The sequence below is a fragment of the Mameliella sp. CS4 genome, from assembly GCF_019392335.1.
Classification (GTDB): Bacteria; Pseudomonadota; Alphaproteobacteria; order Rhodobacterales; family Rhodobacteraceae; genus Antarctobacter.
In genome coordinates this window covers 24,311-40,814 of record NZ_JAHXRQ010000033.1, presented here as the reverse complement: position 1 = coordinate 40,814, position 16,504 = coordinate 24,311, and the positions used below count along the sequence as shown (strand labels likewise).

General features: G+C 65.1%; 16 protein-coding genes. 7 read left to right on the top strand and 9 right to left on the bottom strand.

The window, feature by feature from the left end:
• Positions 1 to 131 precede the first annotated feature (131 nt).
• The 7 genes from KZZ07_RS24215 (at position 132) to KZZ07_RS24185 (ending at position 7,575) form a co-directional block, all read left to right on the top strand.
• Entirely contained in the window at positions 132 to 818 is a 687-nt protein-coding gene (locus tag KZZ07_RS24215) for an adenylate kinase (RefSeq protein WP_219518597.1), read from the top strand.
• A gap of 73 nt (positions 819 to 891) precedes the next feature.
• Positions 892 to 1,179 (top strand): DUF4212 domain-containing protein, encoded by a 288-nt coding sequence (locus KZZ07_RS24210; RefSeq protein WP_219518592.1) that lies wholly within the window; start codon positions 892 to 894, stop codon positions 1,177 to 1,179.
• A gap of 6 nt (positions 1,180 to 1,185) precedes the next feature.
• A complete protein-coding gene (locus KZZ07_RS24205) occupies positions 1,186 to 2,973 on the top strand; it encodes a sodium:solute symporter family protein (RefSeq protein WP_219518589.1) in 1,788 nt (595 codons plus the stop codon).
• Positions 2,974 to 3,228: 255 nt separating this feature from the next.
• Entirely contained in the window at positions 3,229 to 3,795 is a 567-nt protein-coding gene (locus KZZ07_RS24200) for a dihydrofolate reductase family protein (RefSeq protein WP_219518586.1), read from the top strand.
• A complete protein-coding gene (locus tag KZZ07_RS24195; RefSeq protein ID WP_219518584.1) occupies positions 3,795 to 5,618 on the top strand; it encodes a DUF294 nucleotidyltransferase-like domain-containing protein in 1,824 nt (607 codons plus the stop codon). Before KZZ07_RS24200 ends, KZZ07_RS24195 begins: the two co-directional genes overlap by 1 nt.
• A 45-nt stretch (positions 5,619 to 5,663) precedes the next feature.
• Entirely contained in the window at positions 5,664 to 6,164 is a 501-nt protein-coding gene (locus KZZ07_RS24190) for a hypothetical protein (RefSeq protein ID WP_219518582.1), read from the top strand.
• 4 nt (positions 6,165 to 6,168) lie between these two features.
• Positions 6,169 to 7,575, top strand: a complete 1,407-nt coding sequence (locus KZZ07_RS24185; protein ID WP_219518579.1) for a 3'-5' exonuclease — start codon at positions 6,169 to 6,171, stop codon at positions 7,573 to 7,575.
• Here the strand turns inward: KZZ07_RS24185 and KZZ07_RS24180 are convergent.
• From KZZ07_RS24180 to KZZ07_RS24140, 9 genes are all read right to left on the bottom strand, one after another.
• Complete coding sequence (locus KZZ07_RS24180) at positions 7,572 to 8,183, bottom strand: 3-hydroxyacyl-CoA dehydrogenase family protein (protein ID WP_219518576.1); 612 nt, start codon at positions 8,181 to 8,183, stop codon at positions 7,572 to 7,574. The genes KZZ07_RS24185 and KZZ07_RS24180 overlap by 4 nt on opposite strands.
• The gene (locus tag KZZ07_RS24175; RefSeq protein ID WP_300444152.1) at positions 8,176 to 9,072 is read right to left on the bottom strand and encodes a helix-turn-helix transcriptional regulator; all 897 of its coding nucleotides are present in this window, start codon (positions 9,070 to 9,072) and stop codon (positions 8,176 to 8,178) included. The genes KZZ07_RS24180 and KZZ07_RS24175 overlap by 8 nt, the downstream gene beginning before the upstream one ends.
• A 122-nt stretch (positions 9,073 to 9,194) precedes the next feature.
• The gene (locus KZZ07_RS24170; RefSeq protein ID WP_168246594.1) at positions 9,195 to 9,362 is read right to left on the bottom strand and encodes a hypothetical protein; all 168 of its coding nucleotides are present in this window, start codon (positions 9,360 to 9,362) and stop codon (positions 9,195 to 9,197) included.
• Between the two features lie 136 nt (positions 9,363 to 9,498).
• The gene (locus tag KZZ07_RS24165; protein ID WP_219518572.1) at positions 9,499 to 11,295 is read right to left on the bottom strand and encodes a feruloyl-CoA synthase; all 1,797 of its coding nucleotides are present in this window, start codon (positions 11,293 to 11,295) and stop codon (positions 9,499 to 9,501) included.
• Between the two features lie 10 nt (positions 11,296 to 11,305).
• A complete protein-coding gene (locus KZZ07_RS24160) occupies positions 11,306 to 12,067 on the bottom strand; it encodes an SDR family NAD(P)-dependent oxidoreductase (RefSeq protein WP_219518569.1) in 762 nt (253 codons plus the stop codon).
• Positions 12,068 to 12,160: 93 nt separating this feature from the next.
• The gene (locus KZZ07_RS24155; protein ID WP_219518566.1) at positions 12,161 to 13,477 is read right to left on the bottom strand and encodes a TRAP transporter large permease; all 1,317 of its coding nucleotides are present in this window, start codon (positions 13,475 to 13,477) and stop codon (positions 12,161 to 12,163) included.
• Positions 13,474 to 14,082 (bottom strand): TRAP transporter small permease, encoded by a 609-nt coding sequence (locus KZZ07_RS24150; protein ID WP_219518565.1) that lies wholly within the window; start codon positions 14,080 to 14,082, stop codon positions 13,474 to 13,476. The genes KZZ07_RS24155 and KZZ07_RS24150 overlap by 4 nt, the downstream gene beginning before the upstream one ends.
• Before the next feature lie 65 nt (positions 14,083 to 14,147).
• Complete coding sequence (locus tag KZZ07_RS24145) at positions 14,148 to 15,203, bottom strand: TRAP transporter substrate-binding protein (protein WP_219518562.1); 1,056 nt, start codon at positions 15,201 to 15,203, stop codon at positions 14,148 to 14,150.
• A 46-nt stretch (positions 15,204 to 15,249) separates the two neighbouring features.
• A complete protein-coding gene (locus tag KZZ07_RS24140) occupies positions 15,250 to 16,284 on the bottom strand; it encodes a TRAP transporter substrate-binding protein (protein WP_219518559.1) in 1,035 nt (344 codons plus the stop codon).
• Positions 16,285 to 16,504: the final 220 nt, after the last annotated feature.

Sequence of the window (16,504 nt, the reverse complement as noted above, 5' to 3'; positions counted from 1 at the left end):
ACTACGGCGCCCTCGGCGACACATCCACCCTCGCCGACCCCTCCGTCGTCGACGACCTCATCGAAAATCGTATGAACCGCCCGCGCTCAAGCAGCGAAGCGGTAGCGCAAGAAAAAGGGGCCTGACCGATGATGGATGGAGCAAACACCCCCGCCACCGCCCCAGTGCTGATCCTGCTGGGCCCTCCGGGGGCCGGCAAGGGCACCCAGGCACGCATGCTGGAAGAGACATTCGGCCTGGTGCAGCTGTCGACCGGCGACCTGTTGCGCGCCGCCGTTGCGGCGGGCACCGAGGCCGGGCAACGGGCCAAGGCGGTCATGGAGGCCGGCGAGCTGGTCAGCGACGACATCGTCATCGCCATCCTGCGTGACCGGCTGGCCGAAGCGGATTGCGCCAAGGGCGTGATCCTCGACGGGTTCCCGCGCACCACGGTTCAGGCCGAGGCGCTGGACGGTCTGCTGTCCGAGAGCGGGCAGAAGATCAACGCCGCCGTCAGCCTGGAGGTGGACGACGCCGCGATGGTGACTCGCATTTCCGGCCGCTACACCTGCGGCGCCTGCGGCGAAGGCTATCACGACAGCTTCAAGCAGCCCGCCAAGGCAGGCACTTGCGACAAATGCGGCGGCACGGAATTCAAGCGCCGGGCCGACGACAACGCCGAGACCGTCGCCGCACGGCTCGAGGCCTACCACGCCCAGACCGCCCCGCTGATCGACTACTACGCCGCGCAACACGCGCTGATCGGTATCGATGCGATGGGCGAGATCGAGGACATCGCGGGCAAGCTTGCCGCGATCGTAAAGACGGCCACCGCCTGAGGCGGGGCCAGACAAACCGCCCGCCGCGACCCCAGCGCGGCGGGTTCCTGGAGGAAAGAGGAGGACCCGCATCATGGCGGATCAAACTAATCACGGCGCAGAGGCGACCCAGAAGTCCGACGCGGCTTACTGGTCGGCCAACGTGCGCATCATCATCATCAGCCTCATCATCTGGGCGCTGGTGTCTTTCGGCTTTGGCATCCTGCTGCGCCCGCTGCTGTCCGGCATCGCCGTGGGCGGCACCGACCTGGGCTTTTGGTTTGCCCAGCAAGGCTCGATCATCGTCTTCCTGGCGCTGATCTTTTTCTACGCCTGGCGGATGAACAAGCTCGACCGTGAATTCGGCGTCGAGGAGGAGTAAGACGTTATGGATCAGTTTACCATCAACCTGCTGTTCGTGGGCGCGTCCTTTGCGCTCTACATCGGCATCGCGATCTGGGCCCGCGCAGGGTCCACGTCGGAATTCTACGCCGCGGGACGCGGCGTGCACCCTGTCACCAACGGCATGGCGACCGCGGCGGACTGGATGTCGGCGGCCTCCTTCATCGGCATGGCCGGTCTCATCGCCTTTACCGGCTATGACAACTCGACCTTCCTGATGGGCTGGACCGGTGGCTACGTGCTGCTGGCGCTGCTGCTTGCGCCCTACCTGCGCAAGTTCGGCAAATTCACCGTGTCCGAGTTCATCGGCGATCGGTTCTACAGCCCGACCGCACGCGTCGTGGCTGTGATTGCCCTGCTTGTGGCCTCGCTCACCTACGTGATCGGCCAGATGACCGGCGTTGGTGTCGCCTTTGGCCGCTTCCTGGAGGTGTCCAATACCACCGGCCTGCTGATCGGCGCCTGCGTGGTGTTCGCCTACGCAGTGTTCGGCGGCATGAAGGGCGTGACCTACACGCAGGTCGCACAATACGTCGTGCTGATCATGGCCTACACCATCCCGGCCGTCTTCATCTCGCTGCAGCTGACCGGAAACCCTGTCCCGGCGCTGGGTCTGTTTGGCGAGCACGCTGCAAGCGGCGAGCCTTTGCTGGCCAAGCTGGACGCCATCGTGGCCGAACTGGGCTTTAACGAGTATACGGCGCACCACGGCGACACCTTCAACATGGTGCTCTTCACCCTGTCGCTGATGATCGGCACCGCCGGTCTGCCCCACGTCATCATGCGCTTCTTCACCGTGCCGCGCGTTGCTGATGCACGCTGGTCCGCTGGCTGGGCGCTGGTCTTTATCGCGCTGCTGTACCTCACGGCCCCGGCTGTTGGTGCCATGGCACGCCTGAACATCACCGACATGATGTGGCCGAACGGCGCATCTGGGGATCCGGTTTCGGTCGAAATGATCGAAGGTGACGAGCGTTACAACTGGATGGCCACATGGCAAAAGACCGGCCTGCTGGGCTGGGAAGACAAGAACGGTGACGGACGGATCGCCTATTTCAACGATGGCGATGCCGATACCGTGGCCAAGATGCAGGCGGCCGGTTGGGGTGATGCGAACGAGCTGACCAACTTCAACCGTGACATCCTGGTTCTGGCCAACCCGGAAATCGCCAACCTGCCCAGCTGGGTCATCGGTCTGGTCGCGGCTGGCGGTCTTGCCGCCGCCCTGTCCACCGCTGCGGGCCTGCTGCTGGCGATTTCCTCTGCTGTCTCCCACGACCTGATCAAGGGCTCCATCAACCCGTCGATTTCGGAAAAGGGTGAACTGCTGTCCGCACGGGTCGCTATGGCGGTTGCCATTGCCGTGGCCACCTACCTGGGCCTCAACCCTCCGGGCTTTGCGGCGCAAACAGTGGCACTGGCCTTTGGCCTCGCCGCCGCTTCGATCTTCCCGGCGCTGATGATGGGCATCTTTACCAAGGTGAACAACAAGGGCGCGGTTGCGGGCATGGTCTCAGGTCTGCTGGTCACGCTGATCTACATCTTCCTGCACAAGGGCTGGTTCTTCATCCCGGACACCAACTCCTTTACGGATGCCAACCCGCTGCTGGGCACCATCAAGTCGACCTCCTTCGGGGCCGTGGGTGCACTGATCAACTTCTGCGTCGCCTTCACGGTGTCGAAGATGACCCAGCCGATCCCGCAAGAGATCGAAGAGCTGGTGGAATCGGTCCGCGTGCCGCGCGGCGCCGGGGTTGCCGTGGACGGTCACTGATATGGGGTGGGCTGTCGCATCGGCAGCCCGACCCTTGCGCCTTTGTCCCGTCCGGCTCTCTGCCGGGCGGGGCTTTTCTTTTTGTGATTTTGAGATCGAGTCGCCGCAACCGGGCGCGGAACAAGCCCGCAGTGCGCGGCGCCATCGACGGGCCGCCCCTCTCCCCCTGAGACTGCCCGCCCCATGTCCTTCGCCCGGATCCGGCGGTATGCGTGGCCAAACGCGGCGCCACCTCTGGATCGGAGGACACGACCAATGACCACCGGGCATGTTTTCATCGCCATGAGCCTCGACGGCTATATCGCCCGCAAGGACGACAGCCTCGACTGGCTGACCCCCTACCATGCTCCGGACGAGGACCACGGTTTCGACGCCTTCATGGCCTCTGTCGACGGTCTGGTGATGGGCAGCGGCACCTTTCGCACTGTGTTGGGTTTCGGCGGCGACTGGCCCTATGCAAAGCCGGTCACCGTGCTCAGCCGCAGCCTGACCCAGGACGACATCCCAGACGCCCTGCGCACCCGAGTCACGCTCAGCCGCGAGGCCCCTGCCGCCCTTATGGACCGGCTTGCCTCGGAAGGTTGGCAGCGCGTCTACGTGGACGGCGGGCAGGTCATCCGGTCCTTCCTGCGCGAAGGCCTGATCGCGGACATGGAAATCACCCTGGTCCCCGTCCTGATCGGCCGGGGCCGCAAGCTCTTTGGCGAGATGGACCTCGCCGCCGACATCCGGCTTGACCAGCTCAGGGTGCGCCGGTTCGCCTCGGGCCTTGTCCTGACCCGCTACGCCGTTTCCTCCCCTCCTTCCAGCAAGGACGCCTGATGCCCATCGACCACGCCGACCTGCTTCGCTTTCTTTCCGCTGTTCATCCCTATGACGCGCTGGACCCCGAGGTTCTGGAAGAGTTGCTGCCCGCCTTTCGCCCGCAGGCGATGGCGGCCGGAGAGGCGATCTACACGTTGGGAGAAACGCTGGACGGGCTCTACCTGATCCACAAGGGCGCGGTGGAGGTGCGCGACCAGAACGGCGTTCAGATCTCTCTTTTGGGGCCGCGCAACTCCTTTGGCGAACGCGGGCTGATGCGCGACGGGCTGGCCGCGACCAGCGCCAGCACGCGCGAGGATACGCTGCTGCTGGTCCTGCCCGCGGAGCAGTTCCAGAAACTGCTGGAAACCCAGCCCGCCGCGCGCAAGTTCTTTGATCGCCAGCGCGCGCCGAAACCCCGGCGCGCCGACCTGTCCACCAGCCGGGTCGAAACGCTGATGGCCCCGGCGCCGCTGACCTGCCCGCCGGACACGCCGGTGCAATTCGCCGCCCAGCTGATGCATTCGCGGCACATTTCCTCTGTCTGCATCACCGAGGGCAAGCAGCTGCGCGGCATCGCCACGATCCGCGACCTGTCGGGCAAGGTGGTGGGCGGTGCCCTGCCCTACGACACGCCGCTGTCCGAGATCATGACCGCCGATCCCATGACCCTGCCGCCCTCGGCCATCGGCTCGGACGTGCTGCACATGATGATGGAACGCCGCATCGGCCATGTCCCCGTGACCGAGAACGGCGAACTGGTGGGCATCGTCACCCAGACCGACCTGACGCGCTTTCAGGCCATGACCTCGGCCGAACTCGTGTCCGAGATCGCCCGCGCGGCCAACGCGCAGGACATGGCCCGCGTCACCGCCCGCATTCCGCAATTGCTGGTGCAACTGGTCGCCGGGGGAATCCGGCACGAGGTGGTCACACGCCTGATCACCGACATCGCCGACACGGCCACCCGCCGCCTGCTGGCGCTGGCCGAGGACCAGCTTGGCAAGCCGCCGGTGCCCTACCTCTGGGCCGCCTGCGGCAGCCAGGGACGGCAGGAACAGACCGGCGTGTCCGACCAGGACAATGTTCTGATCCTCTCGGACGAGGTAACCGACGACCAGATGCCCTACTTCGAGGCGCTGGCGACCTTCGTCTGCGACGGGCTGAACACCTGCGGCTACGTCTATTGCCCCGGCGACATGATGGCCACAAACCCGCGCTGGTGCCAGCCGGTCCGCGTCTGGCGTCAGTATTTCGACAGCTGGATCGCCAAGCCCTCGCCCGAGGCGCAGATGCTGGCCAGTGTCATGTTCGACCTGCGCGCCATCGGCGGCACAACAACGCTGTTCGAGGACCTGCAGGAAACGACCCTAGCGCGGGCCGCCAAGAACTCGATCTTCGTGGCACACATGATCTCGAACTCGCTGAAACACACACCGCCCCTGGGCCTGTTGCGGGGTTTCGCCACGATCCGGTCGGGCGAGCACAAGAACCAGCTGGACATGAAACACAACGGCGTCGTGCCGGTGGTCGACCTGGGCCGCATCTATGCCCTGCAGGGGAGGTTGACCCCGGTCAACACGCGCGCGAGGCTTGAAGCGGCCATTCCCGCCGGTGTGCTCAGCCAGTCCGGCGGGCAGGATCTGCTGGACGCCTACGACCTGATCGCCGAAACCCGGCTGGAACAGCAGGCCCGCCAGATCAAGTCCGGCAATGCGCCGGACAACTACCTGGCCCCCGCCGACCTGTCGGATTTTGAGCGCAGTCATTTGCGCGACGCCTTTGTCGTGGTCAAATCGCTGCAATCGGCGGTGGGTCACGGCAAGGGAATGCTGTCGTAACAGCGGCCCGCGCTCGGAGGAGAGCACGGGGGAGGAGGAGAGAGTATGTTTCTGGAATTGATCGCCGTCTTTGTCGCGGGGTTCTTCGGCGCGGGCATCATGATGCTGCTGAACTGGATCTCGGGGCGGCGCCTGCCGCGCTGGTTCGTGCCGCTGGGCGCCGGGGGCGCAATGCTGATCGCCGCCATCGCAAGCGAGTACAGCTGGTACGGCCGCACCGTGGACAACCTGCCCGACGGGCTGAGCGTGGCGCAAACGGTCGAAAGCCGCGCGATCTGGCGGCCCTGGACCTACATTTATCCGCTGACCGACCGGTTTGTCGCCGCCGATACCGCCAACCCGCTGAAAAACACCGAACAGGACGGCCTCTACCTGGTGAACCTTTATTTCTATGGGCGTTGGCGGACCAACCAGGTCGTGCAGGTCATGGTGGATTGCCCCGGACTGCGCCGCGCCGACCCGGTGCTGGGCGATGGCTCGGACCCGCTGTGGCGCGACGTCGGTCCCGAGGACCCTATCGTCAAGACGGTTTGCGCAGAGGTCTGATCCCATGAGCAAGCTCAGCCTGCGCCTGCGTATCTTCCTCTTTTTCTGCCTGCTGGCCCTGGGCGGCACCATCCTGACGCTTGGCGCGCTCTACGCGGGCCATGCCCGCGCGCTGTCCAGCACGCCCGCGAACGGCTTTGTCTTTGCCGGTATCCTGGCCAGTTTCGGCCTCGTGGCGCTGACAACGGGCGTCTGGCTGCTGTTTGACGAGAATGTCGCGAAACCGATCGAACGCCTGTCGGGGCAGTTGCGTGCCCGCGCCCATGCCGGGGCCGGGTTGCAGGTGGACACCGATGCCGCGCGCTACCTGGGGGACCTCGCCCCGGCGGCCAGTGCGATCACCTCCGCGCTGTCGGACAGCGCGGTCAGCACCGCCGAACGCATCGCCGCCGAGACCGAGCGCCTGTCGGCGGAAAAGGCCCGGCTGACCGCGCTGTTGACAGAGATCCCGGTGGCCACCCTGCTGGTCAATGCCGACGATCAGATCGTGCTGTACGACGGACAGGCCGCCGAGGTGCTGGCCCAGCAAGCCATGCCCCGCCTGAACGCCCCGCTGGCTGACTACTTCGATCCCGCAAGCCTGCGCGCCGCCCGCAACGCGCTGATGAAATGCGGCAAGGAAATCAGCCGAACGCTGGAAGGGCTGGATGGAAAGCAGAGCTATGACGCGCGCATGAAACCGACCGAGGGCGGCGGCTACATGATGATCATCGACGCGGCCCATATCGAGATCTCACCCGAGGCGGCGCGCCCGCTGGTCTATGATTTCGACCTGATGCAGGGACGCAGCGGCGCCAAGCTGGACGAAACGCCGCTTTCGGCGCTGACCTTCACCGTTTTCGACACGGAAACCACCGGTTTGTTGCCGCATAAGGACGAGATCGTGCAGATCGGCGCGGTGCGCGTGGTCAATGGCCGGATCGTCGAAGGCGAAAAGATCGACCAGCTGGTCGATCCAGGTCGCCCGATCCCGCCCGCCTCGACCAGGGTTCACAAGGTCACGGACGCGATGGTGGCGGGCCAGCCCAATATCGCGCGGGCCGGACGGCTGTTCCACGGCTTTGCCCGGGACTCTGTCATCGTGGCGCATAACGCGCCCTTCGACATGGCCTTTCTGCAGCGCCACAAAGGGCGGATGGGCGTGGTCTGGGATCACCCGATCCTGGACACCGTGCTGCTCTCGGCGGTGCTGTTCGGGGCCTCGGAAACCCATACGCTTGATGCGCTCTGCGAAAGGCTGGGCGTCACCATCCCCGAGCCGCTGCGTCACACCGCCCTGGGGGATGCGCGCGCCACGGCAGAGGTGCTGGTGCGGATGCTGCCCATGCTCAAGGCGCGAGGGCTGACCACCTTCGGCGAGGTGATCGCCGAGACACGCCGCCACGGCAGGCTGCTGGAGGACCTGAACTAGGGGCGCGGCCCCTCAACCCGCCTCAGGGGCACCTTGCCCTCGTCCAGCACGGCCCGTGTCATCGCGGCCAGCCCCGCCGGGTCCTGCGCCGCCCAGCAGAGCACGCCGCCCCGGTCTGCCGGGAATCCCAACGCCTCGACCGAGACCGCGTCGATGTCGCTGGCCGCAACCCCTTCGGCCTGCAACTCCCGGGCCGCCGCGACAAGGGCCACCAAGAGCCGTTCCCGGATCTCTTCCGGCGTGTAATCGCCCCGGTCCATCCGGTGGAAATGCGCCTCTTCCAGCGCCAGGTCCGCGACGATGGGGTCGTCGACCTTGCCGTTGCCACCGGGATAGCGATACCAGCCGGCCCCGGTCTTGCGCCCCAGCTTGCCCAGCTCCATCATCCGCACCAGGATCGGCAGGCCCTCGGGCGCCTTTCCAGCCTTGCGCCGGGCCCAGGCCAGGTCCAGCCCGATCCGATCCTCGATCTCGAAGGGACCGGCGGCAAAGCCGAACTCCTCCATCGCCTCGTCCACCTCCCAAGGGGTCGAGCCATGCAGGAACACCGCCTCCGCCGCGTCCCGGAAGGGCATCCGCAGCCGTTCCGTCAGGGTGTCGTCAGCCAAGGAAACGCTCCTGCCCGATGAGGGCCAGCAGCCGTTCCAGCGTGTCTTCTACCGCGGCGCCGGAGGTATCCAGCAGCGCGTGGGCCCGTTCATACAAAGCCTCGCGCGCCTGGAGAATGGATTTGAGCTGTGCCATCGCCTCGGGCTGCCCCGCCATCGGCCGTTCATCGCCCTGCGCACGCACGCGCGCCATGTGTTCCTCGGGCGCGGCCTTGAGCCAGATGGTGTGAAAATGCGCCAGGAGGCGGTTGTAGGTGCTCGGCTCTGCCACGATGCCACCGCCCACTGCAAGGATCACCTGGTCATGGGTCGCGATCACGCGGTCCAGCGCATCCGCTTCCAGCTTGCGATACCCCTCTTGCCCGTAAAGCGCCATGATCTCGCCCACCGGCATCCCGCCGACCTCGGCGATCTCGCGGTTCAGCTCGACAAAGGGCACGTCCAGCGCCGCGCCCGCCAGTCGGCCCAGCGTCGACTTGCCCGCGCCGCGCAGACCCACAAGGCAGATCCGCTGCGCGCGCCGCCCGCCGGGGGCCGACTCCAGCAGCAATTCGCGCACCTGCGCCTGAACTGGCCCCTCGGCCTGCCGGTACATTTCGGCCATGTGCAGGGCTTCGGAGGTCCAGGGATCCTCTTCGCCCACCAGCCATTCAATGCGCAGGTCAAGCGCCTCTGCCACCTTGCACAACAGCCCGATCGAGATATTGCCTGCCCCGCTTTCCAGCTGGGCCAGGTAACGCGGCGACACACCAGAGGATTCCGACAGCACCCGGCGCGAGATGCCCCGCTGTTCGCGCGCCTGCCGCACGCGTTGCCCGACGCGGGTCAAAAGGCCCGCGACCGGGCCGCTTTCCGCCGGTTCGATATCGAGGACTGCCCGATCCGCCACCTCAGGTCCTTCCGTTTGCGCCATATGCCCTATGAACTATAGTGCATAGCTCAATTCGAAGGCGCAGGAAAGAACCGCCTTTCCAAGGCGGGACGTAACGTCACGAACAGGGGTTCAGGGGGTCAGTCCCCGCGGCCCAGCACGCTGTCGGGGACGACAAGCGCCTCGATCAGGGCGTGACAGAGGCCGGTGCATTCCTTGCAGCCGATGCAGGTCCCTCCGGTCTCGTAGAATTTCTCTCCGAAGGCACGGGCGCGCGGGGCATGGCCAATGAGGCGGTCGCTTTGCATGGCATCACTTTCTGTTCGCGGCAGAAGATTCGATTTCCCAGCCTAGCGCCTTTGGAAAGGCTCACCTTGTTCCAGATCAAAAAGGGCCGGGTTTGCACCGCAAACCCGGCCCCCTGCCCGTCATCCGGGCATTTTCCTACAGGCGGACCACGGCCGGATCATCGTCGCTGTACAGCCGGTCCAGCAGCGACGCCCGGCGTGCCAGCACCTTGCGATAGTTCAGGTTGCCCTTGGCGGTGATCTCTCCATCGCCCAGCGAGGGCGGTTCTGCCAGCACCATCACACGGTTCACCCGCGCCGCAGACCCGTGATCGGCGCGCAGCGCCAGTTTCTCGGCCAGGGCCGCGCACAGGGCATCGCTCATCAAGGCCCCGTCCTGTTCCGCCCCGTCCCCGGCAAGCGCCAGCGCCTCTGCCGAGGGGAAGATCATCAGCCCCACCTGCGACTTGTCGGCCCCGCAGATCACCATGTCTTGCACGAGGGTGCCGTATTCCTGCAGCAGTTCCAGCCGCAGCGTCGCCGCCCGCACCCATGTGCCGGTCAACAGCTTGAAATCCTCGGAGATCCGCCCGTCAAAGCGCATGCCTTTGTTCAGGTCGTTGTCATCGACGAATTTCACCGCGTCCCCGGTGCGAAAGAACCCCTCTTCGTCGAAGGCCTCGGCGGTCTTTTCCGCGTCATGCAGGTAGCCCGGCATGATGTTGGGTCCGCGCACGCGGATTTCGCAGCGCATGTCCTCATCCGGGATCAGCTTGACCTCGACCCCGGTCATGGGCACGCCGATGATCCCCGACATATGCGTCGGTTCGTGCTGGATCAGGCAGGCCGGACCGGTTTCGGTCAGTCCCCAGGACGAGTTCATCAACGGCACCGCGCCACGCACCTCGCGCGCCATCTGTTCTAGATCGTCCCAGACGTCCTGCGGCAGCGAGGCGCCGGCGTAGAACAGCATGTCGAGATCTTCGAAATAGCTCTTGCGCAGCTCCGGGTCCGCCTTCATCGCGTTGCGGATCATCGCGAACCCCACCGGCACGTTGAAGGCCAGCGTCCCGTTCTTCATCCGGTTGTTTTCGATCGTCTCGGCGATCTTGGCCGGGATCGGCTTGCCCGCGTCGATATAGAGCGCGCCGCCGTTGGCCAGCATCATGTTGAAGTTGTGCGAGCCGCCAAAGACATGGTTCCAGGGCAGCCAGTCGACGATCCGCGGCGCGCGGTCCCGCAGGAAAGGCAGCGCATCGGCAAGCTGGGCCTGGTTGGCGCACATCATCCGCTGCGTGGTGATGACGGCCTTGGGATGAGAGGTGGAGCCGGAGGTCATCAGGTACTTGGCCACGGTATCGGGCCCGACCTCTGCCGCCGCCTTGTCCACCGACACGTCGTCGCTATCGCCCAGCAGCGCGGTCAGTTCCGTCTCGCCCGCCTGCGGATTGCGGGCCACGACGCGTTCCATCCCGTCAAAGAGGTCATGCGCCAGCGCGGTGGCGAAACGCTCGCCGTCATCGGCAAAGACCATCGCAGGTTTGACCAGCTGCGCGCAATGTTCCAGCTGCGGCCAGGCACCGGGGATCAGTGCATATTGCTCGGCCAGCGGCACGGTCGGCACACCGATGTATTGCGCCGCCAGTGTCAGCAAGCCGTGATCCACCCCGTTGCCGGAAATGATCAGGATCGGCGTGTCGGCGTTCATGCCCCGCGCCAGCAGGCTGGAGGCCATGCGGCGCACACTGTCGCGCGCCTGGACATAGCTCACCTCGCGCCAGCCCGCGCCATCGCGTTCGGCGAGGAACACCGCCTTGGGCGTTTCCTTTGCCCAGTGATCCAGCCAGTCGCCGGTCTTTGCCGCGGGCTTGGTCAGCTCGTAGCCAGAGCGCAGGATGATGGTGCCGTCGGCCCGGTCTTCGCGGGTGACGGAATGGGCGCGGTACTTGCTCATCTCCGCCTCCTCAGCGCTGCGGCAGGCGCACCGCCGCGTCGAGGCGGATGGTGGTGCCGTTGAGATAGGGATTGGCGACGATCTGGCTGACCATCTGGGCGTATTCCGCCGGATCGCCCAGGCGATGCGGGAAAGGCACGTTGGCGACGATCCCGGCGGTCACGTCCTCCGGCAGACCTTCCATCATGGGGGTGTTGAACAGGCCCGGAGCAATGGCCATGACACGCACGCCCTGTTTCGCCATTTCGCGGGCGGCGGGCAGGCACATGGCCGCGATCGCCCCCTTGGAGGCGGAATAGGCCGCCTGGCCGAACTGCCCGTCCTGGTAGGCGACCGAGGCGGTGTTGACAATCACGCCGCGTTCACCGGTGTCCTCGGGCTCCAGCGCCATCATCTCGCGCGCGGCGTAGGACATGACAAAGTAGGTGCCCATCAGGTTCACCCGGATCGTCTTTTCAAAGACATCCGTGGACAGCTTGCCCTCGCGTCCGACGATCCGCGCGGCCAGTCCGACGCCCGCACAGCTGACGGCGATCCGGGGCGCCCCCAGCTTGTCCACGATCTCAGCCATTGCCGCGGCGACCGAAGCCTCGTCGCCGACGTCGGTCTGTACCGCATGCCCACCGATCTCTGCCGCGACGGCGGCGCCACGTTCGGCGTCGAAATCCAGGATGCCGACCCGCGCGCCTTCGCTGGCCAGACGCCGCGCCGTGGCCGCGCCCAACCCGCTTGCGCCGCCCGAAACGACCGCAACTTTATCCGTGATGTGCATAGCTTACTCCTCGCGCCAGACGCGTTACATTGGGCTTGAAAGATCTCCGGGGAATGGTCGTGGCGCGGGGCGCGCCGCAACCCGGGCTGCGCCCTACCCCGGTATCAGGAAGAGGGTGATCGCCGGAAAGGCCACCAGGATGACGACGCGCACCAGGTCGGAGATGACGTAGTAGAGCACTGCCTTGTAGGTCTCGACCATCGGTGTTTCCGGGTCCATCGCATTGATGACAAAGAGGTTCATCCCGACAGGTGGCGTGATCAACCCGACCTCGACCACGATCAGGACCAGGATACCGAACCAGATCGCCGCGTGTTCGGGGCTCATGCCGAAATCCAGCGCCATGATCACCGGAAAGAAGATCGGGATCGTCAGCAGGATCATCGACAGGCTGTCCATGAAACAGCCCAAGAGCAGGTAGATGACCAGGATCACCGCCAGCACGGCGATCGGGGACATGCCCAGTTCGACCACCCAGTTCGACAGCTCCTGCGGCACCCGCGTGCGCGCCAGGAACAGGTTGTAGAAGGCCGCGCCGAAGACGATGAAAAAGATCATGGCCGAGGACCGGGCCGTATCGGTGAAGCTGTCCAGCAGGGTCCGCCATGTCAGCCCGCCGTTGACCAGCGCGATGACCCCGGTGCCCAGCGCGCCCACCGCGGCGCCCTCTGTCGGGGTGAAGATGCCGCCGTAGATGCCACCGACCACGGAGATGAAGACCAGGAGCACAGGCCAGACATCCAGGATCGCACGGAGGCGGTCGGCGTAGGGCACGGGCTCTCGGACGCCAGCGGATTCCGGGTTCACCCGGACGTAGATCGACACCGCGATCATGTAGCCGATGGCCGCCAGCACACCCGGAACAAAGGCCGCGAGGAACAGCTTGGCGATGTTCTGTTCGGTCAGGATGGCATAGATCACCAGCACCACGGAGGGCGGGATCAGGATGCCCAGCGTGCCGCCCGCGGCCAATGTCGCGGTCGAGAACCCGCCCTGATAGCCGTAGCGCTTCAGTTCCGGCAGGGCCACGCGGCTCATGGTGGCGGCGGTGGCCAGCGACGATCCGCAGATCGCGCCAAAGCCCGCGCAGGCGCCGATGGCCGCCATCGCGACGCCACCGCGACGGTGGCCCAGCCAGCTTTCGGCGGCCTTGAACAGCGCCTGGCTCATCCCGCCGAGGGTCGCGAAATAGCCCATCAGCAGGAACATCGGCACAATCGACAGCGAGTAGCTGGAGAAGGTCGAATAGGACAGGTCCTTGAGCTGTGCCAGCGGCAGCCGCGTGCTGCCCATGACCAGCCAGAACCCCGCAAAGCCGGTGCCGAACATGGCCAGCCCGATGGGCACGCGCAGGAATATCAGCAGCAGCAGGGCCGGAAAGGAATAGATCCCGATCTCGAGGTTACTCAATGATCCGCTCCCACGGCATTCGGCACGATCACGCGCCCGGACAAGAGTTCAAACAGCCGCACGATGGCGACATAGACAGAGGTGATGGCCGCCAAAACGGCGCCGAACAAGCTGGCCGCATAGGCCCACCAGATCGGAAATTCGAGCAGAAGAGAGGTCTGCGCCGCACCGAACCCGTTCGGCATCTTGCGCAGCATCCCCTCGTAGAGCTGGAGCGCAATCGTCACCAGGGCGACGGCGAACAGCAACGCAATCAGGAAATCAAGCACGCGGTTCACATTGCGCGACAGCATGTTGGTGAAGACATCGACGGAAGCATGCCCCATCGTCACCTGGCAGAAGGGCAGGAAGGCGAAGATGCAAAAGGCCATCCCGGCCTCGACCAGCTCATAAGACCCCCGGATCGCCCCGACGCCGACGTCGTCGATCAGCCATTTGGCCAGCCCCGGCGCAATGCCCATGACAAGATCCGAGTGCAGGCCGGAATTCACGGCGCGCCCGACAATCGAAATGCAGGTGATCAGGATCAGCGCTGTCAGGATGACCCCGCCCAAGAGCGCCATGAAGCGCGCAACTCCCAATACGATGCGGTGCAAACCGGCCATCGTTGACGTCCCCCCTTGTTTCGTGAAGGGCCGCAGAATTCTCCGCGGCCCCGGGTTTCAGAGGCTTACTTGCCCCAGGTGTCCATATCGGGCGTGTATTCCGCCATCAGGGCCTTGGCCTCGTCGATCAGGGCCTGACCGTCGACGCCCTTCTCTTTCATGTCGGCAACCCAGCTTTCGTAGATCGGGTTCACCAGGGCGTCCCATTCCTTGGCTTCTTCCTCGGTTACGGTGACGATGTTGTTGCCCATGTCCACGGCAAACTGGCGCGCGGGGCCGTCCGCATCGGCCTGGGTACCACCGGCGAAGATCGAGAAGGCAAGACCGGAATTGTCGTCGATCACCTTCTGCAGATCCTCAGGCAGGCTCTCGTAGCGATCCTTGTTCATTGCCAGGACGAAGGTCAGGTTATAGAGGGCCGGGCCGTCGAACTCGGTGTGGTTCTTGACCAGCTCAGGCACCTTGAGGGCCGACGTGACTTCCCACGGGATGGTGGTGCCGTCGATCACGCCCTTGGACAACGCCTCGGGGATCGACGGAACCGGCAAACCGATCGGCTCGGCGCCGACGCGTGTCAGCAGGTCGTTCACCAGGCGCGATCCGCCGCGGATCTTCATGCCTTCAAGGTCGGAAGGCACGCGCACGGGAGCGTTGGTGTGGAACATGCCGGGGCCGTGGACCCAGGTGCCCAGGATCTTGAGATCGGCGAATTCACCGTCTTCCATGTGCTCTTCGAACATCTTCCAGTAGGCGTAGGAGGCCGCGCGGGCATCCGACACCATGAAGGGCAGTTCAAAGACCTCGGTCGAGGGGTAGCGGCCCGGCGTGTAGCCGACCACGGTCCAGACGATATCGGCGATGCCGTCGATGGCCTGGTCCATCAGTTCCGGCGGCGTGCCGCCCAGCTGCATCGAAGGGTAGCGCTCGATCTCGATGCGGCCGTTCGAATCCGCCTCGACCTTGTCGGCCCAGACGTCCAGCACCTGCTTGGGCACATTGGCCTGCGCCGGCAGGAACTGGTGCAGGGTCAACGTGACCTCCTGCGCCATGGCCGAAGTGGTCGTCATCATCGCGGCCAGCGCGGCCCCGGCGATGCCAAGAACGGTTCTGCGTGTGGTCATGTCTTACCTCCCTGAATGACCGCCGCTTTCCCTGTTGGGAAGCGGCTTACTTTGCGTATTCCTGCATGAGGGCCTTTGCCTGGTCGATCAGCGCCTGCCCGTCGATGCCCTTGTCCGCCACGTCGGCGATCCAGGCATCGTAGACCGGGCGCGCAAGTTCCTCCCAGCGGGCGGCGTCCTCTGCACTGATGGTGATGATATTGTTGCCCCTGTCCACCGCGATCTGGCGCGCGGGACCGTCCGCCGCAGCCATCGTGCCGCCGGCGAATACAGAGAATTCCAGGCCCGAGTTGTCGTCGATGACCTTCTGCAGGTCCTCGGGCAGACTGTCGTAACGCTCTTTGTTCATGGCCAGCACGAAGGTCAGGTTGTAGATCGCCGGACCGTCGAATTCCGTGTGGTTGTCCACCAGCTCCGAGACCTTCAGCGCCGCCGTCACCTCCCAGGGGATCGTTGTGCCGTTGATCACGCCCTTGGACAGAGCCTCGGGGATCGCGGTGACCGGCAGGCCGATGGGTTCAGCGCCCAGCAGTTCCAGCAACTGGTTCACCATGCGCGACCCGCCGCGGATCTTCATCCCCTCCAGGTCGGCGGGCTCGTCCACCGGGTCGGAGGTGTGCAGCATGCCGGGGCCGTGCACCCAGGTGCCCAGGATCTTGACCTGCGCGAAATCCGTGTCGGCCATGTGTTCTTCGAACATCTTCCAGTAGGCGTAAGACGTCGCTTCGGCGTCATAGGTCATGAAGGGCAGTTCAAAGACCTCGGTGTGCGGAAACCGCCCCGGGGTAAAGCCGTTCACCGCCCAGACGATGTCGGCCACGCCGTCGATGGCCTGGTCGATCAGCTCGGGCGGGGTGCCGCCAAGTTGCATGGCGGGATAGCGTTCGATCTCGATCCGACCGTTGCTGTCCGCCTCGACCTTGTCGGCCCAGACGTCAAGGATCAGCTTGGGCACATTGGCCTGCGCCGGCAGAAACTGGTGCAGGACCAGCGTCACGTCCTGAGCCGCCAGAGGCGCCGCCGACGTGGCCGCCATGAGTGTTCCGAAAATCGCCCCAAGGGCCGCTCTGCGCGTCTTCATCCTGACCTCCCCTTCAGAATGTACCCGGCTTCCGCCAAGCCTATGCACAATTTTGCACGCGGTGCATTATATCGCAATGCATTTCCCGCCCGTGCGGTCGGTTTACGACGTCCAAAGCCTTGTGTCCACTGCCTTGAATGCCGCCCCTACAAGGGAACAGCTTCAACCGGAATTGTCCAGAATAATCCACTAGGAAACAAAGTTTGCGCTGCTGAGAGCG

Excerpts from the sequence above, each read along its gene's own strand:
- KZZ07_RS24215 (WP_219518597.1), top strand. The coding sequence starts at position 132 with ATGGATGGAGCAAACACCCCCGCCACCGCCCCAGTGCTGATCCTGCTG.
- KZZ07_RS24210 (WP_219518592.1), top strand. The coding sequence starts at position 892 with ATGGCGGATCAAACTAATCACGGCGCAGAGGCGACCCAGAAGTCCGAC.
- KZZ07_RS24205 (WP_219518589.1), top strand. The coding sequence starts at position 1,186 with ATGGATCAGTTTACCATCAACCTGCTGTTCGTGGGCGCGTCCTTTGCG.
- KZZ07_RS24200 (WP_219518586.1), top strand. The coding sequence starts at position 3,229 with ATGACCACCGGGCATGTTTTCATCGCCATGAGCCTCGACGGCTATATC.
- KZZ07_RS24195 (WP_219518584.1), top strand. The coding sequence starts at position 3,795 with ATGCCCATCGACCACGCCGACCTGCTTCGCTTTCTTTCCGCTGTTCAT.
- KZZ07_RS24190 (WP_219518582.1), top strand. The coding sequence starts at position 5,664 with ATGTTTCTGGAATTGATCGCCGTCTTTGTCGCGGGGTTCTTCGGCGCG.
- KZZ07_RS24185 (WP_219518579.1), top strand. The coding sequence starts at position 6,169 with ATGAGCAAGCTCAGCCTGCGCCTGCGTATCTTCCTCTTTTTCTGCCTG.
- KZZ07_RS24170 (WP_168246594.1), bottom strand. The coding sequence starts at position 9,362 with ATGCAAAGCGACCGCCTCATTGGCCATGCCCCGCGCGCCCGTGCCTTC.
- KZZ07_RS24165 (WP_219518572.1), bottom strand. The coding sequence starts at position 11,295 with ATGAGCAAGTACCGCGCCCATTCCGTCACCCGCGAAGACCGGGCCGAC.
- KZZ07_RS24160 (WP_219518569.1), bottom strand. The coding sequence starts at position 12,067 with ATGCACATCACGGATAAAGTTGCGGTCGTTTCGGGCGGCGCAAGCGGG.
- KZZ07_RS24150 (WP_219518565.1), bottom strand. The coding sequence starts at position 14,082 with ATGGCCGGTTTGCACCGCATCGTATTGGGAGTTGCGCGCTTCATGGCG.
- KZZ07_RS24145 (WP_219518562.1), bottom strand. The coding sequence starts at position 15,203 with ATGACCACACGCAGAACCGTTCTTGGCATCGCCGGGGCCGCGCTGGCC.
- KZZ07_RS24140 (WP_219518559.1), bottom strand. The coding sequence starts at position 16,284 with ATGAAGACGCGCAGAGCGGCCCTTGGGGCGATTTTCGGAACACTCATG.